The organism is Prescottella defluvii (genome assembly GCF_000738775.1).
GTDB lineage: Bacteria > Actinomycetota > Actinomycetes > Mycobacteriales > Mycobacteriaceae > Prescottella > Prescottella defluvii.
On sequence record NZ_JPOC01000021.1, the window covers coordinates 52,442 to 78,647 of the forward strand.

General features: G+C 67.7%; 24 protein-coding genes. 7 read left to right on the top strand and 17 right to left on the bottom strand.

What is annotated here, in order from left to right:
- Window positions 1–59 precede the first annotated feature (59 nt).
- Window positions 60–680 carry a TetR/AcrR family transcriptional regulator gene (locus IJ15_RS0108050; protein ID WP_031937824.1) on the bottom strand — a complete coding sequence of 207 codons (621 nt, stop codon included), beginning with the start codon at window positions 678–680 and terminating at the stop codon, window positions 60–62.
- Window positions 681–783: 103 nt separating this feature from the next.
- On the opposite strand from IJ15_RS0108050, the gene IJ15_RS0108055 reads away from it, so the two are divergent.
- Together IJ15_RS0108055 and ilvD are read left to right on the top strand one after the other, a co-directional pair.
- On the top strand, window positions 784–2,406 hold the full coding sequence (locus IJ15_RS0108055) for a flavin-containing monooxygenase (RefSeq protein WP_031937825.1): 1,623 nt from the start codon (window positions 784–786) through the stop codon (window positions 2,404–2,406).
- A 64-nt stretch (window positions 2,407–2,470) separates the two neighbouring features.
- A complete protein-coding gene (ilvD, locus tag IJ15_RS0108060; protein ID WP_031937826.1) occupies window positions 2,471–4,183 on the top strand; it encodes a dihydroxy-acid dehydratase in 1,713 nt (570 codons plus the stop codon).
- Window positions 4,184–4,210: 27 nt separating this feature from the next.
- On the opposite strand, the gene IJ15_RS0108065 is transcribed toward ilvD, so the two are convergent.
- The 3 genes from IJ15_RS0108065 to IJ15_RS0108075 all read right to left on the bottom strand — a co-directional run bounded on the left by IJ15_RS0108065 (window position 4,211) and on the right by IJ15_RS0108075 (window position 6,621).
- On the bottom strand, window positions 4,211–4,867 hold the full coding sequence (locus IJ15_RS0108065; RefSeq protein ID WP_031937827.1) for a S1 family peptidase: 657 nt from the start codon (window positions 4,865–4,867) through the stop codon (window positions 4,211–4,213).
- A 189-nt stretch (window positions 4,868–5,056) separates the two neighbouring features.
- Window positions 5,057–5,824: a DUF6319 family protein gene (locus tag IJ15_RS0108070; protein ID WP_031937828.1), complete on the bottom strand. Its 768-nt coding sequence runs from the start codon at window positions 5,822–5,824 to the stop codon at window positions 5,057–5,059.
- A 131-nt stretch (window positions 5,825–5,955) separates the two neighbouring features.
- Window positions 5,956–6,621, bottom strand: a complete 666-nt coding sequence (locus IJ15_RS0108075) for a TetR/AcrR family transcriptional regulator (RefSeq protein ID WP_031937829.1) — start codon at window positions 6,619–6,621, stop codon at window positions 5,956–5,958.
- Between the two features lie 73 nt (window positions 6,622–6,694).
- Between IJ15_RS0108075 and IJ15_RS0108080 the strand changes: the two genes are divergently transcribed.
- Complete coding sequence (locus IJ15_RS0108080; RefSeq protein ID WP_031937830.1) at window positions 6,695–8,260, top strand: MFS transporter; 1,566 nt, start codon at window positions 6,695–6,697, stop codon at window positions 8,258–8,260.
- Window positions 8,261–8,288: 28 nt separating this feature from the next.
- Here the strand turns inward: IJ15_RS0108080 and IJ15_RS0108085 are convergent, their stop codons facing one another.
- The 10 genes from IJ15_RS0108085 to IJ15_RS0108130 all read right to left on the bottom strand — a co-directional run bounded on the left by IJ15_RS0108085 (window position 8,289) and on the right by IJ15_RS0108130 (window position 18,493).
- The gene (locus tag IJ15_RS0108085; RefSeq protein ID WP_051918631.1) at window positions 8,289–9,095 is read right to left on the bottom strand and encodes an ATP-binding cassette domain-containing protein; all 807 of its coding nucleotides are present in this window, start codon (window positions 9,093–9,095) and stop codon (window positions 8,289–8,291) included.
- Window positions 9,092–10,147 carry an ABC transporter ATP-binding protein gene (locus IJ15_RS0108090; RefSeq protein ID WP_031937832.1) on the bottom strand — a complete coding sequence of 352 codons (1,056 nt, stop codon included), beginning with the start codon at window positions 10,145–10,147 and terminating at the stop codon, window positions 9,092–9,094. The genes IJ15_RS0108085 and IJ15_RS0108090 overlap by 4 nt, the downstream gene beginning before the upstream one ends.
- Complete coding sequence (locus IJ15_RS0108095; RefSeq protein ID WP_031937833.1) at window positions 10,134–11,018, bottom strand: ABC transporter permease; 885 nt, start codon at window positions 11,016–11,018, stop codon at window positions 10,134–10,136. Before IJ15_RS0108095 ends, IJ15_RS0108090 begins: the two co-directional genes overlap by 14 nt.
- A complete protein-coding gene (locus IJ15_RS0108100; protein ID WP_031937834.1) occupies window positions 11,015–11,956 on the bottom strand; it encodes an ABC transporter permease in 942 nt (313 codons plus the stop codon). The genes IJ15_RS0108095 and IJ15_RS0108100 overlap by 4 nt, the downstream gene beginning before the upstream one ends.
- Before the next feature lie 54 nt (window positions 11,957–12,010).
- Complete coding sequence (locus tag IJ15_RS0108105) at window positions 12,011–13,588, bottom strand: ABC transporter substrate-binding protein (protein WP_031937835.1); 1,578 nt, start codon at window positions 13,586–13,588, stop codon at window positions 12,011–12,013.
- Between the two features lie 508 nt (window positions 13,589–14,096).
- The gene (locus IJ15_RS0108110; RefSeq protein WP_031937836.1) at window positions 14,097–15,314 is read right to left on the bottom strand and encodes an alpha-hydroxy acid oxidase; all 1,218 of its coding nucleotides are present in this window, start codon (window positions 15,312–15,314) and stop codon (window positions 14,097–14,099) included.
- Window positions 15,311–16,213, bottom strand: coding sequence for an NAD(P)-dependent oxidoreductase (locus IJ15_RS0108115; protein WP_031937837.1), 903 nt, complete (start codon window positions 16,211–16,213; stop codon window positions 15,311–15,313). The genes IJ15_RS0108110 and IJ15_RS0108115 overlap by 4 nt, the downstream gene beginning before the upstream one ends.
- On the bottom strand, window positions 16,210–16,521 hold the full coding sequence (locus IJ15_RS0108120; protein WP_031937838.1) for a hypothetical protein: 312 nt from the start codon (window positions 16,519–16,521) through the stop codon (window positions 16,210–16,212). Before IJ15_RS0108120 ends, IJ15_RS0108115 begins: the two co-directional genes overlap by 4 nt.
- The gene (locus tag IJ15_RS0108125; RefSeq protein ID WP_031937839.1) at window positions 16,518–17,273 is read right to left on the bottom strand and encodes a class II aldolase/adducin family protein; all 756 of its coding nucleotides are present in this window, start codon (window positions 17,271–17,273) and stop codon (window positions 16,518–16,520) included. The genes IJ15_RS0108120 and IJ15_RS0108125 overlap by 4 nt, the downstream gene beginning before the upstream one ends.
- A gap of 14 nt (window positions 17,274–17,287) precedes the next feature.
- Complete coding sequence (locus IJ15_RS0108130; protein ID WP_031937840.1) at window positions 17,288–18,493, bottom strand: amidohydrolase family protein; 1,206 nt, start codon at window positions 18,491–18,493, stop codon at window positions 17,288–17,290.
- 98 nt (window positions 18,494–18,591) lie between these two features.
- Here IJ15_RS0108130 and IJ15_RS0108135 point away from each other — a divergent pair, with 98 nt between their 5' ends.
- Together IJ15_RS0108135 and IJ15_RS0108140 are read left to right on the top strand one after the other, a co-directional pair.
- Window positions 18,592–19,323 (top strand): IclR family transcriptional regulator, encoded by a 732-nt coding sequence (locus tag IJ15_RS0108135; RefSeq protein WP_031937841.1) that lies wholly within the window; start codon window positions 18,592–18,594, stop codon window positions 19,321–19,323.
- 139 nt (window positions 19,324–19,462) lie between these two features.
- Window positions 19,463–20,380, top strand: coding sequence for an AurF N-oxygenase family protein (locus IJ15_RS0108140; protein WP_031937842.1), 918 nt, complete (start codon window positions 19,463–19,465; stop codon window positions 20,378–20,380).
- 75 nt (window positions 20,381–20,455) lie between these two features.
- On the opposite strand, the gene IJ15_RS0108145 is transcribed toward IJ15_RS0108140, so the two are convergent.
- Window positions 20,456–21,217, bottom strand: coding sequence for an SDR family NAD(P)-dependent oxidoreductase (locus IJ15_RS0108145; protein ID WP_031937843.1), 762 nt, complete (start codon window positions 21,215–21,217; stop codon window positions 20,456–20,458).
- A 182-nt stretch (window positions 21,218–21,399) separates the two neighbouring features.
- On the opposite strand from IJ15_RS0108145, the gene IJ15_RS0108150 reads away from it, so the two are divergent.
- The gene (locus IJ15_RS0108150) at window positions 21,400–22,179 is read left to right on the top strand and encodes an SDR family oxidoreductase (protein WP_031937844.1); all 780 of its coding nucleotides are present in this window, start codon (window positions 21,400–21,402) and stop codon (window positions 22,177–22,179) included.
- Between the two features lie 82 nt (window positions 22,180–22,261).
- On the opposite strand, the gene IJ15_RS0108155 is transcribed toward IJ15_RS0108150, so the two are convergent.
- The gene (locus IJ15_RS0108155; RefSeq protein WP_231569460.1) at window positions 22,262–23,869 is read right to left on the bottom strand and encodes an ABC transporter substrate-binding protein; all 1,608 of its coding nucleotides are present in this window, start codon (window positions 23,867–23,869) and stop codon (window positions 22,262–22,264) included.
- A 291-nt stretch (window positions 23,870–24,160) separates the two neighbouring features.
- Here IJ15_RS0108155 and IJ15_RS0108160 point away from each other — a divergent pair, with 291 nt between their 5' ends.
- Window positions 24,161–25,297 (top strand): dipeptidase, encoded by a 1,137-nt coding sequence (locus tag IJ15_RS0108160; RefSeq protein ID WP_231569463.1) that lies wholly within the window; start codon window positions 24,161–24,163, stop codon window positions 25,295–25,297.
- Window positions 25,298–25,382: 85 nt separating this feature from the next.
- On the opposite strand, the gene IJ15_RS0108165 is transcribed toward IJ15_RS0108160, so the two are convergent.
- Entirely contained in the window at window positions 25,383–26,198 is an 816-nt protein-coding gene (locus IJ15_RS0108165; protein ID WP_031937847.1) for a MaoC/PaaZ C-terminal domain-containing protein, read from the bottom strand.
- Window positions 26,199–26,206 lie beyond the last annotated feature (8 nt).

Consider the following 26,206-nt stretch of genomic DNA (forward strand, 5'->3'; position numbering starts at 1 on the left):
CCCCGCCGGAGCCGAGTCCGGTTGGTGGACGGCCCCTCTCGTGTTCTACGCGGGTCGACTCAGGACTCGGGCGGGAAGATCATGTCGACCGTGCGGTCGAGCAGTCGGTGCACCTCGGCGACGTCCCGCCGGCCGAGGCCGAAGAGGATCAGCTCGTGGGCCAGCACGGCCGTGACCACGGCCACGACGTCCGAGGCCTCCTCGTCCGGCAGGTCGGCGAGAGTGTCCCGGTACGACTCGATCACCTGCGTCGAGAAGTCGGCGAACAGCGCACACACGATCGGGTCGGTGGACTGCTGGAGGAGATTCTGCAGCCTCAGGTACGTCGGGTACTCCTCGAACCTGCGCACCGAGTGGTGCAGACGGGTCCGGAGGCGTTCGGCGGGCGACGCCGTCGGATCGGCGAATCCCTGGTACTTGATCGGATCGGTCGCCGACCACTCCCCCAGCACCGCCGCATACAGATGTTCCTTGGACGAGAAGTACCGGTACACGGTCCCGAGGGCCACGCCCGAACGTTCTGCGACGTCACGGATCTGGATGCGTTCGAAGTCGTCGGCCACCAGCAGTTCGCCGGCGGCGTCGACGATGCGCTGACGTCGCTCCCGCTGTCCCTTCGGCAGCAGAGCGGGGTCGTGCAGCGACGGCCTGCCACCGCGGTCCGGACCGTCCGTCCCCACGCTCCCACTCCTCCCGAACCCCCGCGCGATCCGCGGGACACCAGCACTGCCTGCACAGATGCTACTGGCAGGCGCCTCACCCCCCACGAAACGAGGTCCCAGCATGACGAACACTCCACCGGCCGAACCCACGTTCGACGCCGTCATCGTCGGTGCCGGATTCGCCGGCCTGTACGCGCTCCACAGCCTGCGTCGGCGCGGCATGTCCGTGCGACTGTTCGAGGCGGGCGCCGGAGTGGGCGGGACGTGGTTCTGGAACCGCTATCCGGGCGCGCGCTGCGACGTCGACAGTGCCGACTACTCGTACTCGTTCGACGACGCCCTGCAGCAGGAGTGGGTGTGGACCGAGCGCTATCCCGCGCAGCCCGAGATCCTGCGCTACCTCGAGCACGTCGCGGATCGCTTCGGGTTGCGCGAGGACATCACGTTCGGCACCCGCGTGACCGCGGCGCACTTCGACGACGAGCGCGGGCTGTGGACCATCACGACCGACGGCGGCGACGCCGTCACCGCGCGCTGGACCGTCATGGCGACCGGGCCGCTCTCGTCCGCCCGGATTCCGGACATCGCGGGACTGGACACGTTCGCCGGCGAGATCCACCACACGGCGAACTGGCCCGAGCAGGGTGTCGACTTCGGCGGCAAGCGCGTCGGCGTGATCGGCACCGGCTCGTCGGGAGTCCAGGCGATTCCGGTGATCGCGGAGCAGGCGGCGGAGCTGACGGTGTTCCAGCGGACTCCCGGATTCGTTCTTCCGGCACGCAATCGGCCGCTCGGGCCGAGCGAACTCGCCGAGATCAAGGCCGACTACCCGACCCGCCGGCAACTGCAGCGGGAGTCGCACGGCGGCTGGATCCTCCCGCCGCCGGTCGGGCTCGCCCTCGAGACCGCGCCGGAGGTCCGGATCAAGGAGTACGAGACCCGCTGGGCCGCGGGCGGACTCGCCTTCCAGACGACGTTCGGCGACGTCATGATGGATCCCGCCGCGAACGAGACCGCCGCCGAATTCGTGCGCTCGAAGATCCGCGAGACCGTGACCGATCCCGCCACCGCGGAAGCCCTGTGCCCCAAGGGCTATCCGCTGGGCGCCAAGCGCGTCTGCGTCGGCACCGACTACTACGAGACCTACAACCGCGACAACGTCGAACTGGTGGACCTGCGCGCCACCCCGATCGAGGCGATCGTGTCCGAGGGCATCCGCACGGGCGCCGGCGTCCACGATCTCGACGCGCTCGTCTTCGCCACCGGGTTCGACGCCATGACCGGCGCGCTCGACGCGATCGACATCCGCGGACGGGACGGGGTGACGCTGCGCGAGACGTGGGAGGCCGGCCCGCGCACCTACCTCGGCGTCTCGGTCGCCGGATTCCCCAACCTGTTCGTGCTCGCCGGTCCGGGCAGTCCGTCGGTCCTCTCGAACGTCGTGGTGTCGATCGAACAGCACGTGGAATGGGTGATCGGCTACCTCGACCACATGCGCGAGACCGGCGCCCGGTTCGCGGAAGCCACACTCGAGGCGCAGAACGAGTGGGTGGATCACGTGACGGGCATCGCCGTCGGCAGCCTCTACATGCAGGCGGACTCGTGGTACCTCGGCGCCAACGTCCCCGGGAAGCCGCGCATCTTCATGCCGTATCTCGGCGGCGTCGGCAACTTCCGAAACTTGTGCACGCAGGTCGCGGCGGACGGCTACCGGGGGTTCTCCACAACCACCGAACTCGGGTAGATCCGACGTGGTTACATGGACTTCAGCCCGCCATCCGTGACGAACGATCGTTGGGAGAAGCGCTGTGACCACGTCGAAGGATTCCTCCGCACCGGACATCAAGCCGCGTAGCCGGGACGTCACGGACGGCCTCGAGAAGACCGCCGCCCGCGGCATGCTCCGCGCAGTCGGCATGGGCGACGACGACTGGGACAAACCGCAGATCGGCATCGGGTCGTCGTGGAACGAGATCACCCCGTGCAACCTGTCCCTGGACCGGTTGGCCGACGCCGGCAAGGACGGCGTGTTCGCCGCCGGCGGCTATCCGCTCGAGTTCGGCACGATCTCGGTGTCCGACGGTATTTCGATGGGACACGAGGGCATGCACTTCTCCCTCGTGTCCCGCGAGGTGATCGCCGACAGTGTCGAGACCGTGATGCAGGCCGAACGCCTCGACGGTTCCGTCCTGCTCGCCGGATGCGACAAGTCGCTGCCCGGCATGCTGATGGCGGCCGCGCGACTGAACCTCGCGAGTGTCTTCCTCTACGCCGGATCGATCCTGCCCGGCATCGCGAAACTCTCGGACGGCACCGAGAAGGAAGTGACGATCATCGACGCCTTCGAGGCCGTCGGCGCGTGCTCGCGCGGGCTGATGAGCCGCGAGGACGTCGACGCGATCGAACGGGCGATCTGCCCCGGCGAGGGCGCGTGCGGCGGCATGTACACCGCCAACACGATGGCCTGCGCGGCGGAGGCACTGGGGATGTCGCTGCCCGGCAGCGCCGCTCCTCCGGCCACCGACCGGCGTCGCGACGGCTACGCCCGCCGCAGCGGCCAGGCCGTCGTCGAGATGCTGCGCCGCGGCATCACCACGTCGGACATCCTCACGAAGGAGGCGTTCGAGAACGCGATCGCCGTCGTGATGGCTTTCGGTGGTTCGACCAACGCGGTGCTCCATCTCCTCGCGATCGCGCACGAGGCGGAGGTGTCGCTCACCCTCGACGACTTCGCCAGGGTCGGTGCGCGCGTCCCGCACCTGGCGGACGTCAAACCGTTCGGCCGGCACGTCATGATCGACGTCGACCGCATCGGCGGCGTCCCCGTGATCATGAAGTCCCTGCTCGACGCCGGACTGCTGCACGGCGACTGCCTCACCGTCACCGGACGCACCCTCGCCGAGAACCTCGCCGACATCGCCCCGCCCGATCCGGACGGCAAGGTCCTGCGTGCACTGTCGTCGCCGATCCATCCGACGGGCGGCATCACGATCCTGAAGGGGTCGCTCGCTCCCGGCGGCGCGGTCGTGAAGTCGGCCGGGTTCGATTCGTCCGTCTTCGAGGGCACCGCACGGGTTTTCGATCGGGAACGCGCCGCGATGGATGCGCTCGAGGACGGCACGATCACGGCCGGCGACGTCGTGGTGATCCGGTACGAGGGCCCCAAGGGCGGCCCCGGGATGCGCGAGATGCTGGCGATCACCGCCGCGATCAAGGGCGCCGGACTCGGCAAGGACGTGCTGCTGCTGACCGACGGCCGGTTCTCCGGCGGCACCACCGGGCTGTGCGTCGGGCACGTCGCCCCGGAGGCCGTGGACGCTGGGCCCATCGCGTTCGTGCGCGACGGCGACCGGATCCGTCTCGACGTCGCGAACGGTGTCCTCGATCTGGTGGTCGACGACAAGGAGCTCGCCACCCGCCGAAGCGGATGGGAGCCCCTGCCTCCGCGCTACACGCGCGGTGTCCTGGCGAAATACACCAAGCTCGTCGGTTCCGCCTCCGACGGCGCCGTGTGCGGGTGAGCAGTCACGGCACCACCGGAAGCTCGGTCAGATCGGCCGGTAGCCGGCCCCCACCCCACCGGTCGCGTTGATGTTGTCGAGGATCGCAGTCATGTTGGTACCGAGTTCGGGACCGAGGCAGGCGACGCCGAGATAGGCGTTCACCATCGCGACCAGCGTGGTGCCGACGACGACCGGTGAGCCCGAATCGCCCTCGATGACACACATCTGCGTCCACGTTTCCTGCGACTGGAGCACGTCTCCGTACACGACACCGCACGTGTGGCCGGTGGTCCGCCCCTGCTTGCACGCGACGGCGGGGAACTGTGCCGGCGCGCCGACACCGGTGATCGTGACCTGACCGATCGTGTTGACCGGGTCGACCTTCGCTGGATCGAATTCGATCACCGCGTAGTCGTAGTCGTGGTTGGACACCGCGAAGTGCCCCACCACGCCCGCGTCGGGCGCGGACTCCGGCACCACCGCCGCTCCCGGATCACCGCAGTGTCCCGCAGTGATTCCGACCAGCCTGCCGGCGTTGTCGTGCCCGATGGTGGTGAGCGTGCACTCGTACATGTTGTCGATCACGATTCCGGACCCACCGCCGAGAACCGTCTTCGGCGGCGCGGCGGTGGCGGTGCCGGCTCCGAGCATGGCGGCGATCACCGCCAGTGCCGAGAAGATCAAGGAAAGTCGCTTGAGCATGTTGCCCTCCCGGTTGGCGCTACGAATGTGCCATCGGTCGATCACCGCCACATGCCTGCGCACTTCCCGTGCATGCACGCCCTCGGCGCGATCACGCGCGAACGAGTCGGCGGGACACTCTATCGGCAACCTTCCCACCCTCGACGATGCCGCCGGGCCGCGTTGACCCGATCGTCACCGAATCGCCGACTAGGTGGTCGAGCCCAACGCTTCGAGTGCCCGCCGCGCATCCTCGAGTTCCTTGCTCAACGCCGCAATCCGCTGCTCCGCAGCCTCTCGAGCTGCGGTGATGACCGATTGGACCGCTTCGAGAGCGTTGGGTTCCCCGAGCTCCCGGACCGCGCGATCCACCGCGTCCGGACTCACCGGAACCGCCTTGCTCGGGCGCTTTGCGCCGTGCGCGACCGTGACCGTCCATTCGTTCTCGGGGCCGGCGTGAATCGTCACGCTCACGCTGCCCGTCGCCACCTTCTTGGTGCGCCGCGGTGCGGGGACCGGCGCGGTGCTCGCTGCGGGAACGGGCGCGGGCGCAGGGACGGTCGGCACAACCGGGGCGGACGCGGGTTCGCGCGAGGCCGCCACCGGCGGCACCGAGGCGGCCGGAGACGACGCGCGCACCGGGGCGGCCGGCGCGGCCTTGCGGACGGTGGCCGGCTTGGTGGCCGTCTTGGCGGCCGCCGGGGCGGGCACCTCGGGAGCCTTGCGCGTCATGCGCAGTTCCTCCGCTTCGAACGGTAGTTCGTCGTTGACACCCTTGGGCCGGATTATGACCGTATTACCTTCCACGGAAACAACTTTGGCCGAACACCCCGCCTCGATCCCGAGGCTGGGGGTGGCTTCGTTGAGGTACACGGTGGCGCGCTTGCCCTCGGCGACGGCCGTGGCCAGTGCCTCGAGGTTCTCCGCGGTGAGGTGTTCCGGTGACGAGCCAGAGCCGGAACGTCTGCGGGGCGGCATGATGAGGGTCCTCCTGAATACCTACAAGAACACAGAATTCGTACCCCGCTACTTTGGCACAGCCCCCCGACAGTTCCCCACGCCGCGCAAACCCCCACGCCGTGCGGACCCACGGGATCCGGCAGTCGCGCTCACCGACATTCCGCGCCCCCGGCACCTCGGGCCGTGAGGAAGTCGTCGACGATCCGCACGCAGGCGTCCGACCCCAGCGGCGCGAGGGTGGCCAATTTGGTGAATACGAGCGGACCGACCAGTTGCGCCAGGGCGAGGTCGTAGTCGAAGTCGCCCAGGACCCTGCGCGCCTCATCGGTGCCGAGCACGCGATCGAACGCGGTGCGGTACTGCACGACGACGTGCTCGCGCAGTGATCTGAGTTCCGGCTTGTCGGGGTGCCGACGGCCGTCCTCCAGATCGGATGCGCTCGAGTAGCCGTCGAGCGCCGGCCCCATCCCCAGCCAGCACAGCGCGGTCACGTGCATCGGCGCCTCTTCGATCAACCGGGCCTGGCTGACCATCAACTCGATCAGCTGCGTCCGCAGATCGCCCGACAGCGGAGCGGCCGGGGCCGGCGGGATGAGCCGCCCGAAGGCCGCCGCCACCAGTTCGGTGCCGCTGTCGAAGTGCCGGTAGAGCGTCGCCCGCGCCACCTTCGCGAGTTTCGTGACGGCATCGATCGTGACGGCGTCGGTGCCGCCCTTCGCGAGGAGCGTGGTCGCCGCGTCGAGCAACCGTGCACGTGAACGCGCCTTTCGCGGATCCTGTTCCTGCTCCGCCACTTCGGTTACGTCGCTACCCATCCGTCATCACCTCTTGTGGAACCGTCCGTCCACCTACGATACTGACAGTCTTGTTTCCTACGGGGAGGCCCGCATGGCTGGAAAGTACACCGGAAACGCCGAGCGGATGACGTGGGGCCAGATCTGGACCCTCACCGTGTCGTGCGCGGCGGTGGCACTGGTCGTGGCGGCGATGGCCGCACTCAACACGGCCCTGCCGGACCTCGCCCGGGACACCGGTGCCACCCAGTCCCAGCTCACCTGGATCGTCGACGGCTACACCCTCACGCTCGCGTGCCTGCTCCTACCGGCCGGCGCCCTGGGCGATCAGTACGGTCGCCGCGGGGTTCTGGTGTTCGGCCTGTTCGTGTTCGCGGTCGCCTCCGCACTACCGGTCCTCGTCGACTCCCCCACGTGGCTCATCGGCGCCCGGGCGGCGTCGGGTATCGGTGCGGCGTTCGTCATGCCGGCGACGCTGTCCATCCTCACCGCGAGTTTCCCGGCCGCGCAGCGCTCCAAGGCCGTCGGAATCTGGTCCGGAGTCGCGGGTTCCGGTGGCATCGCCGGTCTCATCGGCTCCGGGCTACTGCTCGAACAGTGGTCGTGGCACTCGATCTTCATCGGGCTCGCGGCCGTCTCGGCAGTACTGTTCGCCTTGTCCTTCACGATCCCGTCGTCCCGCGACGAACACCCGTCGGCATTCGACGTCCGGGGTGGCGTGCTGATCGTCGGGGCGGTCGGACTGTTCGTGCTCGGCATCATCGAGGCACCGCAGCGGGGCTGGCTCGACCCGTTCGTGCTGGCGGCGATCGTCGGCGGTCTGGCCGCGGCGGCGGTGTTCGCGGTGGTCGAACTCCGCGTGGCGCATCCTCTGCTCGACGTCCGACTGTTCCGCAACCGAACCTTCGGGGTGGGCGCGACGTCCCTGCTGCTGCAGTTCTTCGCGACGTTCGGGCTGTTCTTCCTCATCATCCAGCACCTGCAGTTGGTCCTGGACTACTCGCCCCTGCAGTCGGCCCTCGCCCTTGCCCCGATCGCCGTCGTGGTGCTCGCGCTGTCGGTACTCGCGCCGGTGCTCATTCCGCTGCTGGGACTGCGCGCGATGACGTTCGTCGGCCTCATGGTGATGGCGGTCTCGCTGGTCCTGCTGGGCCGGCTCGACCAGACCAGTTCGTACCTCGATGTCGCAGTGCCCCTCGTGGTCGCCGCGGTCGGGCTGGGGCTGTGCACCGCGCCCGCGACCACCGCCATCGTGCAGAACACCCCGACCGCCAATCAGGGCGTCGCATCCGCGGTCAACGACGCCACCCGCGAGATCGGCGCCGCGATCGGCGTGGCACTGGCCGGCAGCATTCTCGCCGCGGGCTACGGGCGACACGTCCAGCCCGCGGTCGACGCCGTCCCCGAGCAGGCGAAGCAGCCCGTCGGCGACTCGCTCGCCGCCGCGCTCGAGGTGTCGAAACTGGCAGGCCCGCAGGGAGATCAGCTGGCCGACTTCGCGAAGGCGGCCTTCCTGCACGGAATGCAGGAGGCCTCCTTCGTACTTGCCGGCGTCCTGTTCGTCACCGCCGTCGTGCTCGGTGTGTGGGCCCCGGGCGGGCGCGGCATCGCCGCCGCGCCCGAACCCGAGGACGCCACCGCGCTCGCCGAGGTCGACTGACCGACCGGAGGCCGGTGCGTGGCGGAGATCAGACCACGCGGGCCGACCGGGGGATCGGGACGGGGATGGCCTCGAGCAGTTTCCGGGTGTAGTCCTGTTGCGGATGGTCGTAGATGTCGGTGACGGTGCCGGTCTCGACGACCTCACCGGCCTTCATCACCATCACCCGGTCCGCGATGACCTCGATGAGCGCGAGGTCGTGGCACACGAACAGGTACGCCAGGCCGAGTTCCTCCTGCAGGTCCCGCAGCAGGTTGAGCACCTGCGCCCGCACCGACACGTCCAGCGCCGCGACTGGTTCGTCGCAGACGATCATCTTCGGCTCCAACGTCAACGCGCGGGCGATCGCGACGCGCTGCAACTGCCCACCGGACAGTTCGGCCGGATACCGGCTCAGGTAGCGGGATCCGATACCGACCTTGTCGAGCAACTCCTTCGCCCGCCGATCACGCGCGGCCTTGTCGAGGTCGGTGTGCACGATCAGCGGTTCGGCGACCGCCTCGGCGACGGTCATCCGCGGGTCGAGCGAGGAATGCGGATCCTGGAAGATCATCTGCATTCCGCGTCGCATCGCCCGCAGTCGTGCCGGCTTCGCGCCGCGGACGTCCTCGCCGTCGAAGACGACGGTGCCGGTGTCGGGTTCGATCAGCCGCAGCACCATCCGCCCGACCGTGGACTTCCCCGCCCCGGATTCGCCGACGACGGCGAGGCATTCGCCGGCGTCGAGGGTGAACGAGACGTCCTTCACCGCGTGGGTCCATCCGGTCTTGCGGCCGAGGAAGTCCCGGCGGGTGGAGAACGACTTCGTCAGGTTCGTGACCTCGAGCAAACTCATGGTGCCTCCACTCCGTGCAGTTGCAGATCGGTCGCCCGCAGGCACCGGGCCGCCCGGCCCGGGACCGTCTCGGCCAGAGCCGGATGCGTGGTGTCGCAGAGACCGGCCCGGGCGTGGGTGCAGCGGTCGTGGAAGTGGCAGCCCGCCGGCCACTCCCCCGCGGCCGGGATCCGTCCCGGGATCGCCGTCAGCCGGCGATCGGCGTTCAGACCCGGACGCGGGATCGACGCCAGCAACCCCGACGTGTACGGGTGCTGCGGGGAGAAGAACACTTCGTCGGCGCGACCGTCCTCGATGACCTCACCGGCGTACATGACCACGACCCGCTCGCACAGTTCCGCGACGACACCGAGGTCGTGGGTGACGAACAGCAACGCGACCCCGGTCTGCTGCTGCAGATCCCGCAACAAGTCCAGGATCGTCTCCTGCACCGTCACATCCAGCGCCGTGGTCGGCTCGTCCGCGATCAGCAGTCGCGGATTGCAGGCCATGACCATCGCGATCATCACCCGCTGGCACATGCCACCGGAGAACGCGTGCGGGTACTCCCGTACCCGGTCCGCCGCCCGCGGGATCTGCACCAACTCCAGCATCTCCACCGCGCGCGCCATCGCCGCCTTGCGGTCCAGACCCAGATGCTTGCGCACCGACTCCGCGATCTGATCACCGACCGTGTAGGCGGGGTTGAGGGACCGGATCGGCTGCTGGAAGATCATGCCCATCCCGGTGCCGCGCAGGTCCCGCCATTCCTTGCCCGGCAACCGAGTCAGGTCACGGCCGTCGAACTCCACGCTGCCCCGGGAGATCCGTCCCCCGGTGTCGCCGGTCAAGCCCATCACCGCGAGCGACGACACGGTCTTCCCGGAGCCGGATTCGCCGACCAGGGCGACGGATTCGCCGGCGGCGACGTCGAACGAGACGTCCTGCACGGCGGTGACCCAGTCCTTGCGGCCGGCCCGGAACTGCACCGCGAGATCGCGCACCCGCAGCAACGGCGCTGTCGGGTCGACGGGCGTCCCGCCGCGGCGGGTGAGGGTGTCAGTTACTGCCATTTCGACTCCTCGTCAACGCTCGGCGCACACCGTCACCGAGATAGGTGAACGCGAGCACCGTCAGAAAGATCATCACACCGGGCGGCCACACCAGGTACGGCGCCAATTGCATGTTCGACGCCGCCGTCGACAGCATCGAGCCCCAGCTCGCCGCCGGCGCCTTCGCACCCAGTCCCAGGAAACTCAGGCTCGCTTCCGCCGCGACCGCGGTGCCCAGCGAGACGGAGATGACCAGCACGATCGGGGGCATCACATTCGGCAGGATGTGCCGAACGATGGTGCGGGAGGTAGTGCAGCCCAACGCGACCGACGCCTCGATGTAGGTGTCGCCACGCACGTCCATCGTCGACGCCCGCGCGACCCGGAAGAACCGGGGCGCCATCACCAGACCGACCGCGAGCATCGCGTTGGTGATCCCCGAGCCCAGCACCGCGACGATCGTGATCGCCAGCACCAGCGACGGCGCACTCATCAACGCATCCATGATCCGGGTCAGGACGGTATCGACCCAGCCACCGAGGTAGCCGGCGATCACGCCGAGCGGCAATCCCAGCACCAACGCCAGGACCACCGCCTGCAACGACGCCTGCAACGAGATTCGCGCACCGAAGATCAATCGACTCAGCACATCCCGGCCGTAGTCGTCGGTGCCCAACCAGTGCGTCGACGACGGCGGCTGCAACCGCCCCAGCAGATCCTGCGCATACGGATCGTACGGCGCCAGCCACGGCGCGAACACCGCCATCACGACCAGCAGCAGCACGAACGCCCCGGCCACCGTCGCCGCGGGACGCCGTCGCACCACACCCCACACCCGACCGGCACGCCCAGGAGCCCGGTCCGCCACCTCGGTAGGCAAAGTTGTTGTCATGCGCGCACCTTCGGATTGAAGTAGCCGTACGAGATGTCGACCAACAGATTCACGACCACCACCACACACGTGGTGAACAACACGAACCCGAGCAACACCGGAACATCGTGGTTCTGCACACTGTTGACCGCCAGCGAACCCATCCCCGGCATGCCGTAGATGATCTCGATCGTCACCGCACCACCGAGAACCTCGGAGACCCGGAACCCGAGGACCGTGACCACCGGGATGCACGCGTTCTTCAGACCGTGCTTGAGGACCACACTGGCCTGACCGAGCCCGCGCGCCTTCGCATTCAGGATGTAGTCGCTGCCCATCACCTGCCCGAGGGCCGACCGCAATTGCAGTGTCACCTCCGCCGCCGGCAACAGCGCCAACGCCACGCCCGGCAACACCAGGTGCTGGAACCACGGCACCACCCCGTCCGACAGCGGGACGTAGCCGAATGCCGGGAAGATCTGATTCGACACCGCGAACAGCGACACCAGCACCAGACCGAACCAGAACGCCGGGATCGCGATCGCGATCGATGCGAGCACATTGATGCCGCGGTCGACCACGCCACCCGGACGCAGCGAGCCCAGCACCCCGAGGATCACACCGATCACGACCGCGAGCACCATCGCGAACCCGACCAACGACAACGTCGTCGCCATCCGCCGCAGCAGCAACTCGGCCACCGACTGGTCCGACAGCAGCGACACTCCCAGGTCACCCTGGAGCACCGACCCGACCCAATCCAGATACCGCACGAACACGTTCTGATCCAGGTTCAGGCTCGCCCGCAACTGCTCGAGCCGCTCGGGGGTCGACTCCTCCCCCGCGAGGATCACCGCCGGATCACCCGGCGCCAGGTCGATCAACAGGAATATCAACAGCGGCACGACCAACAGCAGCGGAATCGCTGCCAGCAGCCTCTTACCGGCATATCGCAACATCGTCGGCCTCTCGAGACGTCTCGGCGGATGGATGGGAGGGCGGGAGACCGCGTGCTACTTCGCGATCCCCACGTGGCGAATGTCGAAGAGACCGTTGTTCACCCACGGGATACCGTCGATGCCGACGACCTTGTCGACCGCGACGGTGGCGTTGGTGAGGTTGCAGATCGGCACGAACATCGCCTCCTTCAGGGTCTGGTCCCCGATGTCCTGGTAGAGGGGTGCCCGCTCGTCCTGCGACAGAGTCGGATTCGCGGCCTTAGCGGCCAGCTCCTTGATCTGAGGGTTGCCGTTCGACAGGTCGTAGGCGCCGAGAACGTAGGTGTTCACCGTCTCGGCGGGATCGACCTTCGGGGTGAAGCTGTTGGCAACCATGGACTGGAAGTCCCCCGCGGCGTAGCGCGGTTCGTTCTGACTGTTCGGGACCGGATTGAGTTCGGCATCGAATCCTGCTGCGGCGAGCATGGACTGGATGACGTTGGCGGGCTTCTCCGTGTTGGTTCCCGCACCGAACGTGAGGGTGATCTTCGGCGCTCCCCCGGCGCCCTGGACGATGCTCTTGGCCTTGTCCAGGTCGAACGCGTACGGGTACTCGTAGGAGTCGTCAGCTGCCCAGCTGCCGGCGGGGAACAACTGCTGGTAAGGCGTGCAGGTGCCGGAGAACAGCGCGCTGATGGCCGCGGGGTCGATCGAGTAGGCGACGGCCTGCCGGACCTCCGGCTTCGTCAGATCGCCCTGCGCGCGCATGTACACACCGAGCACGTTGCGGAACGAGACCTCGTCGACCGCCAGGGTGCCGCTCTTCGCGAGCGACTGCGCCTCGACGACCTCGTTGGCGGAACTGACCCAACTGAGGTCGACGGCCCCGGTCTTGAGACCGTTCAGACGGGTGCTCGCGTCGGGCATCGCCTTGATCTCGATGCCCGCGACCTTGCCCGCCTCCGGATCCCAGTTGGTGCCCTCGGCCCGAACGAGCACCAGCGTTTCCTCGGGGACGTAGGAGGCGACCTCGTATGCTCCCGATCCGCTCTTGCCCGGATCGTTCCGGATGTCCGTGCCCGCCTCGATGGCCTTCGGGCTGATCATCATTCCGGCGTTGGTGCTGAAGACACCCGGAAGTTCGACACCGCTGCCCGGCGCCAACCGGAGCCGGACCGTGTGATCGTCGACCACCTCGGTCGCCGTGATGTTCTTGAACGCGGCCACCACGGTGCTGCCTTCCATCGTCTGGCCGCGCTTGATGTTCGCGGCCACCGCCGCCGCATCGAACGGGGTACCGTCGTGGAAGGTCACGCCCTGGCGCAGCTTCAGGTCCAGGTACGACCCGTCCGCGGCGAACTCCCACGACTCCGCAAGCCCCGGTTCGAGATTGCTGTCGGCGTCGACAACGGTGAGCCGGTCGAAGATGGGCGAGAGGTAACCGTATCCACCGACACTGGTCTGCAGGTAGGGATCGAGGTTCCGGGACGGCGCCGCGGTCGCGACACGCAGGGTCGCGGACGAATCGAGTTCTCCGGAATCAGCCGACGATGTCGTCGAGGAAGACGCACCGCCGCCACAGCCGGCCAGTGCCACTGCGGCGACGGCCACCGCCACCAGGCTCCTCGAACCGCGAATCCACTTGTCCATCATGCAATGCCTCCTGAAAAGACCCACGACGAATCGGTTCGCACCGTACGTGGGATCGCACTTTCGTGTTGTACGCAGCCGGCAGCGGACCACCTGCCCGGCTGATCGGGTCGACTCGGGTGGTTCGCGCCACGCGCGGATTACTGACGAGTAGCCCGGAAGAGCTGCGGCAAAAGATGTTTCAGTCCCCTGCCATCGCTGGAAGGGACACTAGCAGTGTGTCACATCCGATGTGCGGCAAATCACACCGGGTTGCGACGGTCGACGCCGGCGCAGCGCGCCGAATCGTGTCCGGACATCCCGAACAAACGCACGACAGGGCGTTTCGCGTCTCCGGAACGCCTCATCGGCAACGGTTTTCACATGGTCGACCGCTTTGGCGATCACGCCGGGCGGCCGGTCGTCGCGTCGACCACCGCCAGGACACCCCTCACAGCCCTCCTCGAACAGCGCGAACGTCTGGAACGCATCTGTTGATACAGGAGAATCGACGGTCGGTGTGGCCTACGTCTCACTGGGTGGAAAGGAGTGGCATCTCCATCTCGTCGCGACCGTCTCGGACACGCCGCACATGCGATCGGCCGACGTCACGGATGTCCCGCACACCGAGAAGCGTCAGGCCCCGCTCGATCTCCGACTTCAGAATCGTCAGCACGTGTTCGACGCCGTGTTCACCGGCGACGGCCATCCCGTACAGGCACGGGCGGCCGATCAGCACTGCGTCCGCTCCGAGCGCGAGCGCCTTCAGCACGTCCGTGCCACGCCGGATCCCGCCGTCGAGCAGGACCTCCGCCCGGCCGGCGACGGCGTCGGCGACCGCGGGCAGCGCCGTCACCGACGGCACGCAGCTGTCCAGTTGGCGACCACCGTGATTCGACACGACGACGCCGTCGAGGCCCAGATCGACGGCGCGGACGGCGTCCTCGGCGCGCAGCACGCCCTTGATGTACAGGCGACCGTGCCAGTTGTCCCGCATCCAGGCGAGATCGTCCCAGTTCAAACGGGATTGCACGAGGTGGCGCTCCTGGACCTCGATCGAGGCGAGCGCCGCGGTCACGCCGTCCCCGGACGCGAGGTTGCGGCCGCCGATCCGCTGGTGCCGCACGACGTCGTAGGCCCATCGCGGGTGCCGGGACACGTCGAGGAGACGGCGCGGCGTCAGGACGGGCGGAACCCCCATCCCTGCACGTCTCTCCCCCTCGCGATTGCCGACGGTCGGGACGTCGACCGTCACGAACAGCGAACGGAAGCCGGCGGCCCAGGCGCGCCGCATGAGTGCCGCGGCCACCCCGCCGGCACCGGGATACAGCTGGAATGCGTGTGGCTCGGCGGCCGCGTCGGCGATCTCCTCGACCGACCAGGTCGACGCCGTGCTCACGACGCAGCGGGTACCCACCCGCTCCGCTGCACCGATCGCATCGAGGTCGCCGCTCCACCGGGTGAGCCCGTTGAAACCGGTGGGCGCGGTGAGGACCGGCATCGAGAGCGGGAACCCGGCGATCTCGGTGGACAGGTCGTGAGTGTCGTGGCCGGCCAGGACGCTCGGCACGAGCCACCAGTCGTCGAACGCCGAGCGGTTGCCGGCGACGGTGCGCAGGTCGTCGGCCCCGCCCTCGACGTATGCCCACACCATGCGCGGCAGACGCCGTCGCGCAGCCTGCCGGTAGTCCTCGACACTGAGCAACTCGCTGGAAGCCTGCCAACGCCAGTCGAATCCGAATGCCTTCACCGAGGCTCTCCTGTCAGTGTTCCGTCGGCGTACGCCGCGACCTTCCGCGCTACCGCGGACCAGCACCGATCGAGGACGTCGTCGGTGATCCCCGCCGCGTGCGGTGTCACGACCACGCCCGGTGCGCCCCACAGTGGATGGTCGGCGGGAAGCGGTTCGGGATCGGTGACGTCGAGAATCGCATGGATGCGGCCCGCGACGTCGAGGAGGGCCCGCGTGTCGACCAGTCCGCCCCGGCCGACGTTCACCAGGACCGCGTGGTCGCGCATCTTCCCCAGGAAATCGGCGTTCACGAGGTGGGCCGTCGTATCACTGAGCGGCACTGCGAGAATCACGACGTCCTGCTCGCCCAGTCGGGCCATCCCCTCCGTGACGTCCACGATCCCGTCGCGTGCGGTCCGGCCGACCACCGTGACGATGCAGCCGAACGGTTCGAGCATCCGGCGAACGTGCTCACCGATGTCGCCCGCGCCGAACACCAGGATCCGCTTCCCCGCGAGCGTGCCGGTGCGATGCGCCTCCCATCGCCGATCCGACTGCTTGACCCGATACGCAGCGAGATCCCGGTAGTGGCACAGCAACTGCGCGGCCACCCATTCCGCGACCGTGCCGCCGTGCACACGGTCCGCATTGGACACCCGGACGCCGTCGGGCACGACGTCCGCCCAGCGCTCGACGCCGGAACTGAACAGCTGAACCATCCTCAGCCGCGGCAACTGTGCGAACAGCGGACCGGCGCCCACCGGATCGAGGCGCTGCACCACCAGGACCTCCGCGGCAGCGGCGTCGTCGGGAAGTCGCGGAACGTCCGGGTCGTACACGACCGCGCGGACGTCCGGGATCCCGGCGAGCGCTGCCACCCCGCGCTCGTCGGGGACCAGGACCACCGTCGCACTCATCGGGTGACCTGCTCTCCGGCCGCGCGCCGAGCCGCCACCCAGGTCAGGATGTCCGCCGGCCAGAGCGGGCGGGAGTGCCGACGATAGTGGTCCCACGTCGCCTCGAGCACCTCGCTCTCGGTGCAACCGCCCAACAGTTCGGCCCAGTAGTACTCGTCGAGCCGCTCGCCGGGCGGACGCCGCTCGATCCCGGAGATGATCCGGACGACCTCGCGGCACGTGAAGATGTCCGCTGCGCGTTCCGCCGGGGCGGGACGGGCCGCTACCGGGCCCGGTCCCGCCCCCACGGATGCCGATTCCACGGTCATCGCGGCCGGGACAGGATCTTCTGCGCGAGAGTCGGTTCGGCACGCAATGCCGCGCGCACCGCCGCTTCCCAGAAGCCGTGGTACCCGTTGCCGTCGTTCTTCAACTGCCGGTCGAGCCACCAGTCCGGGAGCGACGTCTTGTCCGGCCCGCCCGCCACGCGCACCATCCACGCGTTCTTGCACCGCTGTTCGAGCGCGACCGCACGGAGGTAGACCGCCCGCGCGGTGTCCGCGATGACGAAGACCCCGTGTCCGCCCAGCAGGGCACGATCGGCGTCCCCGATCGCCCGGACCGCCTTCTCCGCAGCCTCCATGCTGTTGACGGCGCCGTCGTACTCGTCGACCAGGACCAGCTCACCCCCGCCGAGGCTCGAGCTCTGGTCGTACGCGGGCGGCACCTCCTTGATGTCGCCCCACACCGTGCCGTACTCGGAGTGGTTGTGCAGCGCCCACACCACCTCCGGGCGGGCGTTGTGCAGCGCCAGGTGCAGCGGGATCCCGAGCGGGACCGGCCAATCACCCTCGATCAGGTTGCCCTGCAGATCGATTCGCAGAATGTCTTCCGGGCACATCTCCTCCCACGTGAGCAGCCACGGATTGCACAGCAACGTGCCGTCGCCGAGGTTGTAGGTGATGTGGCCCGCGAGATGGTCGCGGTAGCCCTCGTTCCAGAGGGTCCGGCCGAGCAGGACGATCTCTTCGCGCGGATCGAGTTCCGGGATCAGCCGGTCCGCGGTGGGGGTGAAACTCATTGGGTGGATTCCTCTCAGCCGCGGGGCAGGACGATCTCGGGCAGCGGGTGGCGGTACAGCTTGGCGGCGTTCTCGCTGCACATCGAGCGCATCTCGTTCGCCGGAATGTCGCCCCAGTAGTTCTCCAGGACGCTCTGGGTGTGCGGCCAGGTTCCGTCACCGTGCGGGTAGTCCGTCTCGAGCATGATGTTCTCGACGCCGATGACGTGGCGCAGTGCAATGGTGGACGGGTCGTCGAGCGTGCAGAACCAGAAGTTGCGGCGCAGGATGTCCGACGGGCGCTCGTCCCAGCCGAGACCGTAGCCGGAGCGGTCGATGATGTTGTCCAGACGGTCGATCAGCATCGGCACCCAGCCGATGCCACCCTCGCTCATCGCGATCTTGAGGGTCGGGTGGTCCTTGGGGTAGCCCGACCACAGCCACTCGCTGCACGCGCCGAGCGAGAGCTGACCGAACATGGTGGCGCCCAGCTGAAGCCCCGGGGCTCCCTGCGGGTACTGGTACATGCCGGAGCTGCCGACGTGCAGCGAGATGACGGTGTCGGTGTCGACGCAGGCCTGGATGATCGGATCCCAGTGGTCGCGATCCCACAGCGAGGGAAGGCCGATCGCGTGCGGACGCTCGGGGAAGGTGACCGACGTGAAACCGCGCGCCGCGTTGCGCTTGATCTCCTTGACCGCCTCGACCGGATCGGTGAGGTAGGTGATGCCGCCGGGGATCACGCGGGTCGGGTACTCGAGGTACCACTCGTTGTAGAGCCAGTCGTTCCAGGCGCGCACCGCCGCGATGCCCACCTCCTTGTCGGACGCGTGCGCGAAGACGCGGCCGCAGAAGCCCGTGATCTGCGACGGAAAGTTGAGCATCGCCCAGATGCCACCCTTGTCCATGTCCTTGACGCGGGCATGAATGTCGTAGCAACCGGGACGCATCTGGTCGAAGCGGAACGGCTCGTACTTCACGGACTCCTTGCGGCGTCCGGCGACCGCGTTCATGCCGACCTGCGAGTAGATGTTGCCGTCGAACTCCCAGACCTGTGCGCCCTCTTCGTTCTCGAGGATCTTCGGTCCCCGGTCCTTCAGCCCCGCGGGCATCCAGGTCTCGAACAGGTGCGCCGGCTCCACGACATGGTCGTCGACGGAGATGACCGTGTACTTGACCTCGGCCTGCTCGGGCTCCGGGTTGAAGAGGGCGGGGTCGAGTTCCTGATTGACAGCCGTCACCGATTTCTCCTTTGTCGAAAGGTATTGCAACGCAAACCCTTGCAAGCAAAGTATCGCTATGCGATACTTACTATCACTTTCAGATACACACAGTAGGAGTGATTCAGATCGCAGTCAAGACACTCGGCACCCTCGCGCGCGGTCTCCGCGTCGTCGAGGCGATTGCCGCACACCAACCCATCGGCCTCACCGCGCTGTGCCAGGTGGTCGGCGAGGACAAGAGCGCCATGCAGCGCACGCTCGCGACGCTGCACGATTCCGGTTGGATTCGGCCGCTGGCGGATACACCACCACGATGGGAGCTGTCGACGAAGCCGCTGGTCGTCGCCGGGCGCGCACTCAACACGTCGTCCCTACCCGCTCGCGCGCGTCCCCTGCTGGCATCCATCCGCGACGCGACGGGCGAGACCGCACACCTCGCACTGCTCGACGGAACGACGATCGTCGTCGTCGACGTTGCCGAGGGCCGGCAGATGGTCCGCACCGCACTGCAGGTCGGCGCGGTCCATCCCCCGGAGACGAGCGCCGCCGGACGCGCCATCCTCGCCCACCTCACAGCCGCCGAACGCGCCGATCTGGCCGACGACCCCGGCGCACTGCTCGCCGAAGCGGAGTACGACCGGATCCGCGACCGCGGTTGGTCACTGTGCGAGGGCGCCGTCCAGCAGGGCTCGACGAGCATCGCCGCGGCCGTCACCGACCTGAGCGGGAGGCCGTTGGGCGCACTCGTGGTCAGCGGCCCCGACAGTCGATTGATCCCCGAGAAGTACGCCGAGGCCGGGACACTGCTCCGGAACGCGGTCGCCGAACTCGGAGGAACACGCCACTAGCAGGCAAAACCCGACGCCGCCCCGATGTGACCGTTGCCATCGTGACAATGGCCATTGTATGGTTCAGCTAACAGTAACCATCAGTCACACACAGATGGCCTCGCCGCGACCGCGGCCGTGACACGAACGAGGGGTAGTCATGACCACTGCGACTCCGTCGACTCGCACAGCACCGCCGGTATCCGACCGGGAGGAGACCGCACGCCGGCTGCTCGCGTCGTCGGCGCGCAAGTCCTACGACCCGATGGTCGAGGTCGACTGGGCGGCACCCGTTCCCGCCGACAAGTTCGGACTCACTCCCGAGTGGAGCACGCTCTACGGCACCACCTTGTGGGACGAGATGACCGACGAGCAGAAGATCGAGCTCACCAAGCACGAGGCCGCGAGCGTGTCGAGCGTCGGACTGTGGTTCGAGATCCTGCTCATGCAGATGCTGCTGCGCGACGTGTACGGCCGCGACAAGCATTCGCGTCACGTCCAGTTCGCGCTCACCGAGGTGGCCGACGAATGCCGTCATTCGGTGATGTTCGCCCGCGCCGGCGAGCGCCTCGGGATGCCTGACTACGGTCCGATCCCGTTCATCCACAAGGCGGGTCGCCTCTGGGGCGGTCTGTTCAGCGGCGCCAATGCTTACGCCAGCGTGATGGCCGCCGAGGAGATCCTCGACATGATGCAGCGCGACTTCATGAAGGACGAGCGCGTCCAGCCGGTCACCCGCACCGTCAGCAAGATCCACGTCCTCGAGGAGGCCCGGCACATCCGCTTCGCGCGGGAAGAGGTCGGGCGTCGCCTGCAGGGCGCGAGCCGCGCCCGACTGGCGGTCGAGCGCGTCAACACTGCCACCGTCGTCCACTTCGTCGTCAAGAGCATGATCCACCCCGACGTCTACGCGAACGCCGGCCTCGACAAGAAACGCGCACTCGAGGCCGCGCGCACCAACACCCATCACCACGACATGATCCGCACGTCGGGCTCCAAGCTCATGAGCTTCCTCGACAGCGTCGGCCTGGTCGGCGGCCCGTCCAAGATGCTCTACAAGAAGGTCCATCTGCTCTGACCGCGAAGCACGGTCACCGGACAGCAGTGCCCGCACCTCCTCGAAAGGTGCGGGCACGCGCGCGTCGTCGCGAGGTCAGCCCCAGCGGGCCTGCCCACCGTCGAGCGGAATCGTGGCGCCGGTCAGGTAGCGGGCGTCGTCACCGACGAGGAACACCACCGCGCGCCCGATATCGGATTCGGCGTCACCGATGCGGCGCAGCGGGATGCTGGCCTTGAATGCCGCGGCCTCCTCCGGACGGGCGGCGATCCAGCCCTCGAGCGCCGGCGACATCGCGTGTGGCGCTACCGAGTTGACCCGGATTCCGTCGATACCCCACTCGCACGCGGCAGCACGGGTGAGCGAACGCATGCCCTCCTTGATCGAGCCGTAGGCGCCGTAGTTGCTCGCGTCCCAACGGACGGCGGCCGACGTCACGAGATTGATGATCGACCCCCCGCCGCGCTCCTTCATCGACGGGTAGCACGCACGCATCATGCGCAGCGTCGCGAGCGGGCCGGTCGCGAACGACCGCTCGAAGTCCTCGTCCTTCACCGACAGCAGCGGCCCCGGGCCGCAGTCGTTGGCGTTGTTGACGAGGATGTCGACACCGCCGAAGAACCCGATGGTCTGTTCGACGGCGGCCTCGATGTCGGACGCACTGCTGACATCGCACCGGACAGGTAACGCCTTGCCACCGTAGGCCTCGATCTGTTCGACCGTGTTGACGAGCTTGGATTCGGTGCGGCCCGCAACCGCGATCGACACACCCTCCTTGGCCAGTGCGTGCGCGATGCCCTGCCCGATGCCCTGCCCGGCGCCCGTGATCAGCGCGACCTTACCGTCAAGCTTGCCCATGTGTACCTGCTCTCGGATGTCGTAGAAAGCTCGGAGACCTGGTGCTACAGCCCTCCAGTCGACTATTCTCAACCAAGCATTTGCTTGCGCGCAGCGTTTTCGTGAAATTGGTGGCGGAAACTTCTGAGCACCAACGATCCTCGTGGTGTAGGGGGCTGCGCCACGACAGAAAGGCAGTTCCGATGAGCTACCCCAACCCGATCGATTTCTCCGGTCGCGCAGTGGTCGTCACCGGCGGCACCAAGGGCATCGGCTTCGTCATCGCCGAGCACTTCCTGACGGCCGGCGCCGACGTGCTCGTGTGTGCCCGCAACGAGCCCGAGAACCTGCCCACCGTCGACGGCCGCACCGCAGCCTTCCGCGCGGTGGACGTGCGCGACCCCGCCGACGCCACTGCACTCGTCCAGGACGCCGTCGACCGGTTCGGCCGCCTCGACGTGATGGTCAACAACGCCGGCGGCTCGCCCGACGTCGACGCCGCGACCGTGTCGCCGCGGTTCACCGAGAGGATCGTGGCTCTCAACCTGCTGGCCCCCGCCTACATGGCGCAGGCCGCGAACCTCGTGATGCGCGAACAGGAGACCGGCGGCGCGATCGTCAACATCGGCAGTGTCTCGGCGCACCAGCCGCAGCCCGGCACCGCCGCCTACACCGCCGCCAAGGCCGGCCTCCTCGCACTCACCAAGGCCCTCGCCCTCGAATGGGCGCCGAAGGTCCGCGTCAACCACATCACCACCGGCCTGATTCGCACCGATGCCGCCGCCGCCGTGTACGGAGAGGACGGCGGCGCCGCCGTCACCCGCACCCTGCCGATGCAGCGCATGGCCGCCCCGTCCGATATCGCGAAGGCGTGCCTGTTCCTGTCGAGCGACCTGTCGTCGTACGTCAACGGCGCCGACATCGCCGTCCACGGCGGAGGCGAGTACCCGGCCCGCTACATGGCGACCCACCCGGAACTCTGATCCACCACCCCCGGCTCTCGGCCGAATGTCACACACGATCGGTTGAACTGAACACGTGTGACATTCGGCCTCGGCCGCGGGACTACTTCTTGATCCAGGCCTCGTCCAGCAGCAGAATGCCGTCGAGGCTCGGGTTCACCCCGTAGACGGACTCGTCCCAGCCGATGAAAGCTTCCGTCGCTCCGAGATTCACGAACGGAACCTGTTCGTTGACGATGGCCTGCAACTCACTGAATGCCCGGACCTTGTCGTCGCTGGTCGGAGCCACCTGAATGGCGTCCAGCGCCGCGTCGATCTGTGGGGAGTTCACCCCGTTGATGTTGTTGGTGGAGGCACTGTCGACCGCACTGAACAGGCGGATCTCGGGCGCGGCGTCGAGCAGGCTGGTCGCGCCGAACCCCAGGTCGAAGTCCCTGTCGACGTAGAGGCGCTTGACCATGTCCGTGACGCTGGGAACGTAGTCGATCGTCACATCGAATCCGACGGCGTTCAACTGCGCCTGGATCGCCAACGCATTCGCCTGCGAGTTCGCCTCCGAGATCGCCAGATAAGACGCTTTGCCGTCATAGCCGTCCGCCTTCGCCTCGTCCAGCAGTGCGCGGGCCTTCGCCGGATCGGGTGCGATTGCAGGAACATCGTTGTGCCACTGGGACCAGTCCTGGAAGATCACCGAACCCGGCATTCCCTCGCCCTGGCGGACCCGCTGGTCGACCAGCACCGGGTCGATCGCATATGCGATCGCCTGCCGCACTCGCACGTCCGAACCCGCGTGGCCCGCACGCTGATTGATCTGTACTACCTGACCGATGCTGGTGGGGTCGATGTATCCGGGGAACCGCTCCTTGGCAGCGTTGACGGTATCGGCGTTGCGGAGGTAGATCATGTCGACGCCACCGGACTGCAGCGTGTCGATCTTCGGCTGATCCCCCTGGACCGATACGACCTTGACCGCGTCCAGGTTCGGCCGTCCGTCCCAATAGTCGTCGCGGGCAACCAACTCGATGGACTCCGGTGGAGTGAACTTGCCCAGCGTGAACGGGCCGGCACCGATCGGGGCGAACTTGCCGTCCGGCCCGTCGGACGCCGGGGCGACGACCATGCCGTGGCCGAACGTGAACATCGCCGGGAACGCGCTCCACGGGGCCGTGAGGGTGAACGTCACGGTGTCGGGGGAGGTCGCCTCGGTGCTTGCGACAGCCGCAAGGTACTGCTGCGTGGAGGCGCCCTTGTTCCGGTTGAGACGGTCGATGCTCGCCACGACGGCCTGCGCATCGAGCGGTGTGCCGTCACTGAACGTGATGCCCTCACGCAGCTTCATCGTCCAGGTCAGCCGGTCCTCACTCTCGTCCATGGACTTCGCGAGCTGCGGCACGAACTCGTTGGTGGCCGAATCATGGCGGATGAGTAGGTCGTAGATCGCGGCCATCTCCGTTCCGCCCGTCGTCCCCGCCACCTGCGTGCGTGCCGGATCCAGGCTCGCAGGCACCGAGTACGCGGCGTACGTCAACGTTCCACCGGACTGGACGGATCCACCGTCACCCTGAGTACCCACGATGCGGGCTGCTCCGGATTGCACGGTATCGCCGCTCGCCGCGGTGCCACCGCTCGAGGCACAACCCGCGACCAGCGCCGCGCCCACACACGACGCCAGCACCATGCCGCCGAGACGTCTGCCGAAAATGTTTCCCACTACTCGTCAATCCTCCGTGAGTGTTTCGAACGCAATGAATCCGGCCCGCCTCCGGGGAGTTCGACCGCAACGAACGCTTCCCGGCCCCGAGGCCACGTTGCCCGCGATCCTGCGGGGCACCATCGTAGGGTCATGGAGACTCGAAGCGCACGGCGAATCCACGAATTGGTCAAACAACTGACTGATTGAGTCGATATGCCGCACATCACACCCGAATCCGGTAATCTCGGCCGCAATCGCCCATATCGGGCACATCTGTGCCCGAATGCAGCAATCGCGGCCTTGCAGAACGTGGATGCCGGCCTGGAATCACTCGAGGAGATGCAGTTGACGATCGACGAATCCCTATTGTCGCGCAACGTATTCGACGATTCGATCGTCATCGACGGATGTTCGGTCTCGGCCACCGGGTGGCACGAGCGCATCGAACGCTCGGGAGTGACCGCACTGCAAACAGTCGTGACATGGCCCCGAGACGGGACTACGCAGGCGCTGAGCCGAATTCAGCAGCAGCGCAATATCATCCGAGCCGATTCACGTTTCGAACTCGTACAGAACGTGGACGACATTCGACGGTGCAAGAAGGAGGGTCGCGTCGGACTCGTCCTGGGCGCCCAGAGTGCCGACATGCTGGGCAGGGACACATCCTTGGTCGAAGTCTTCCACGACGCCGGACTCCGGGTCATGCAACTCGCCTACAACGAGCGGAACATGGCCGCCGACGGCAGCCTCGAATCGACTAACACGGGACTGTCGTTCTTCGGTCGCGAGCTCATCCGCGCCTTGAACGACACCGGGATCGTGATCGACCTCGTGGATACCGGGATCAACTCCAGCCTCGAAGCCATCGAACTGTCGACCAAGCCGTGCATCTTCTCCCGCCTCAACCCACGGGCGACCGCGCTCGAACAGCACCGGAACCTGACCGATGAACAGATCATCGCGTGCGCGGCCAAGGGCGGAGTCATCGGACTCATTCCCTACGCACCCCTGTGCGCCACGACACCCGGAGTCCGGCCGACCATCGACGACTACCTGCGCCACATCGAATATGTGGTCGATCTCGTGGGTGTCGACCACGTGGCCATCGGAACGGATTCGGAGGCGACCCCGGGAAGCGTCTCGCCCGAACTGGCCCTGCTCATGGGACAGGTGGGTCGCATGGCCCGCGGGGCCGAGAACAGCATCGGCGAGATTGCGGCCGGAATGGGAATGAGCAAGCCGAGGACCCGACCGCTGACCTATTTCGAGATGGCCGAGGCCCTGCAGAACGGCAACTGGGGCGCAACTGGATTCGAGAACGTGGAGAAGTTCCCGAATCTCGCGAGCACGCTCACCGGGGCGGGCTGGTCGGATGACGACCTGCGGAAGATCCTGGGCGGCAACCTGCTCCGCGTCTACGACGCCAACTGGTCCGCCGCAGTGTGAGTGGACGACTCGCATCACCCGTCGAATGAAAACAGCTGCGGGAGCACGACCGAAGTCGAGTGCTCCCGCAGCTGAAGTCGTGGGGCTACTTGGCGAAGACCGCGTAACCGCCGGAGATCGCAGCCTTACCCTCGCGGATCAGTTCGAAGGACAGACCCGACGCGTCGCCCCAGGCCTGCAGGTCGGCGGTGTCCCCGGGGAACATCGGCGCCGCGAAGCGGCCCTGCAGCTCCGTCAGATCCGCCGGGTGCACGCCGAGTTCCTGAGCGAGCGGCAGCGTCGACGCGGCGAGCGTGCACAGGCCGTGCATGATCGGACGCGGCTGGCCGATACCCGCGGCGGCCGCCGGGTCGATGTGGATGTGGTGACGGTCGCCCGTGAGCCGGTACAGCGCGGCCACGTTGAACGCGGTCTCGAGCTGAGCGGTCACGTTCGCGTCGCCCTCGGGTGCCGGCGGCTTGGACGGGCCGCGCTCGCCACCGAATCCGCCTGCGCCCGGGGCAAACAGGGACCAGGTCGCGACGAAGTACTCGCACTCGACCTTGACCTCGAACACCGCCGCGGCGCCCTTGTCCCAGACCTCACCGACGCTGGCCTTCAGGGTGACCTCACCGCTGCGGGGCAGCGGCGCGAGCACCTTCAGCTCCTGCGAGCCGTGCAGCGCGGTCTTCATGTCGAAGGCACCGCGCTGCCCCAGCTCGTCGGGGGCCCACTGCGCCAGGGTCAGCGCGAACGTCGGCAGCACCCGCAGCCGGTCCTCCATGACGAGGTCCAGGTCGGTGGCCTTCGCACCCACGGCGAGCGCGTACAGGATCGCGTCGCGCTCGTCGTAGCTCACCGTGCGGGTGCCGAGGTCGACCCCACGCCACGCGCCGGCCGGCTTCTGCTCCACTGCCGTCATTCTTTGGT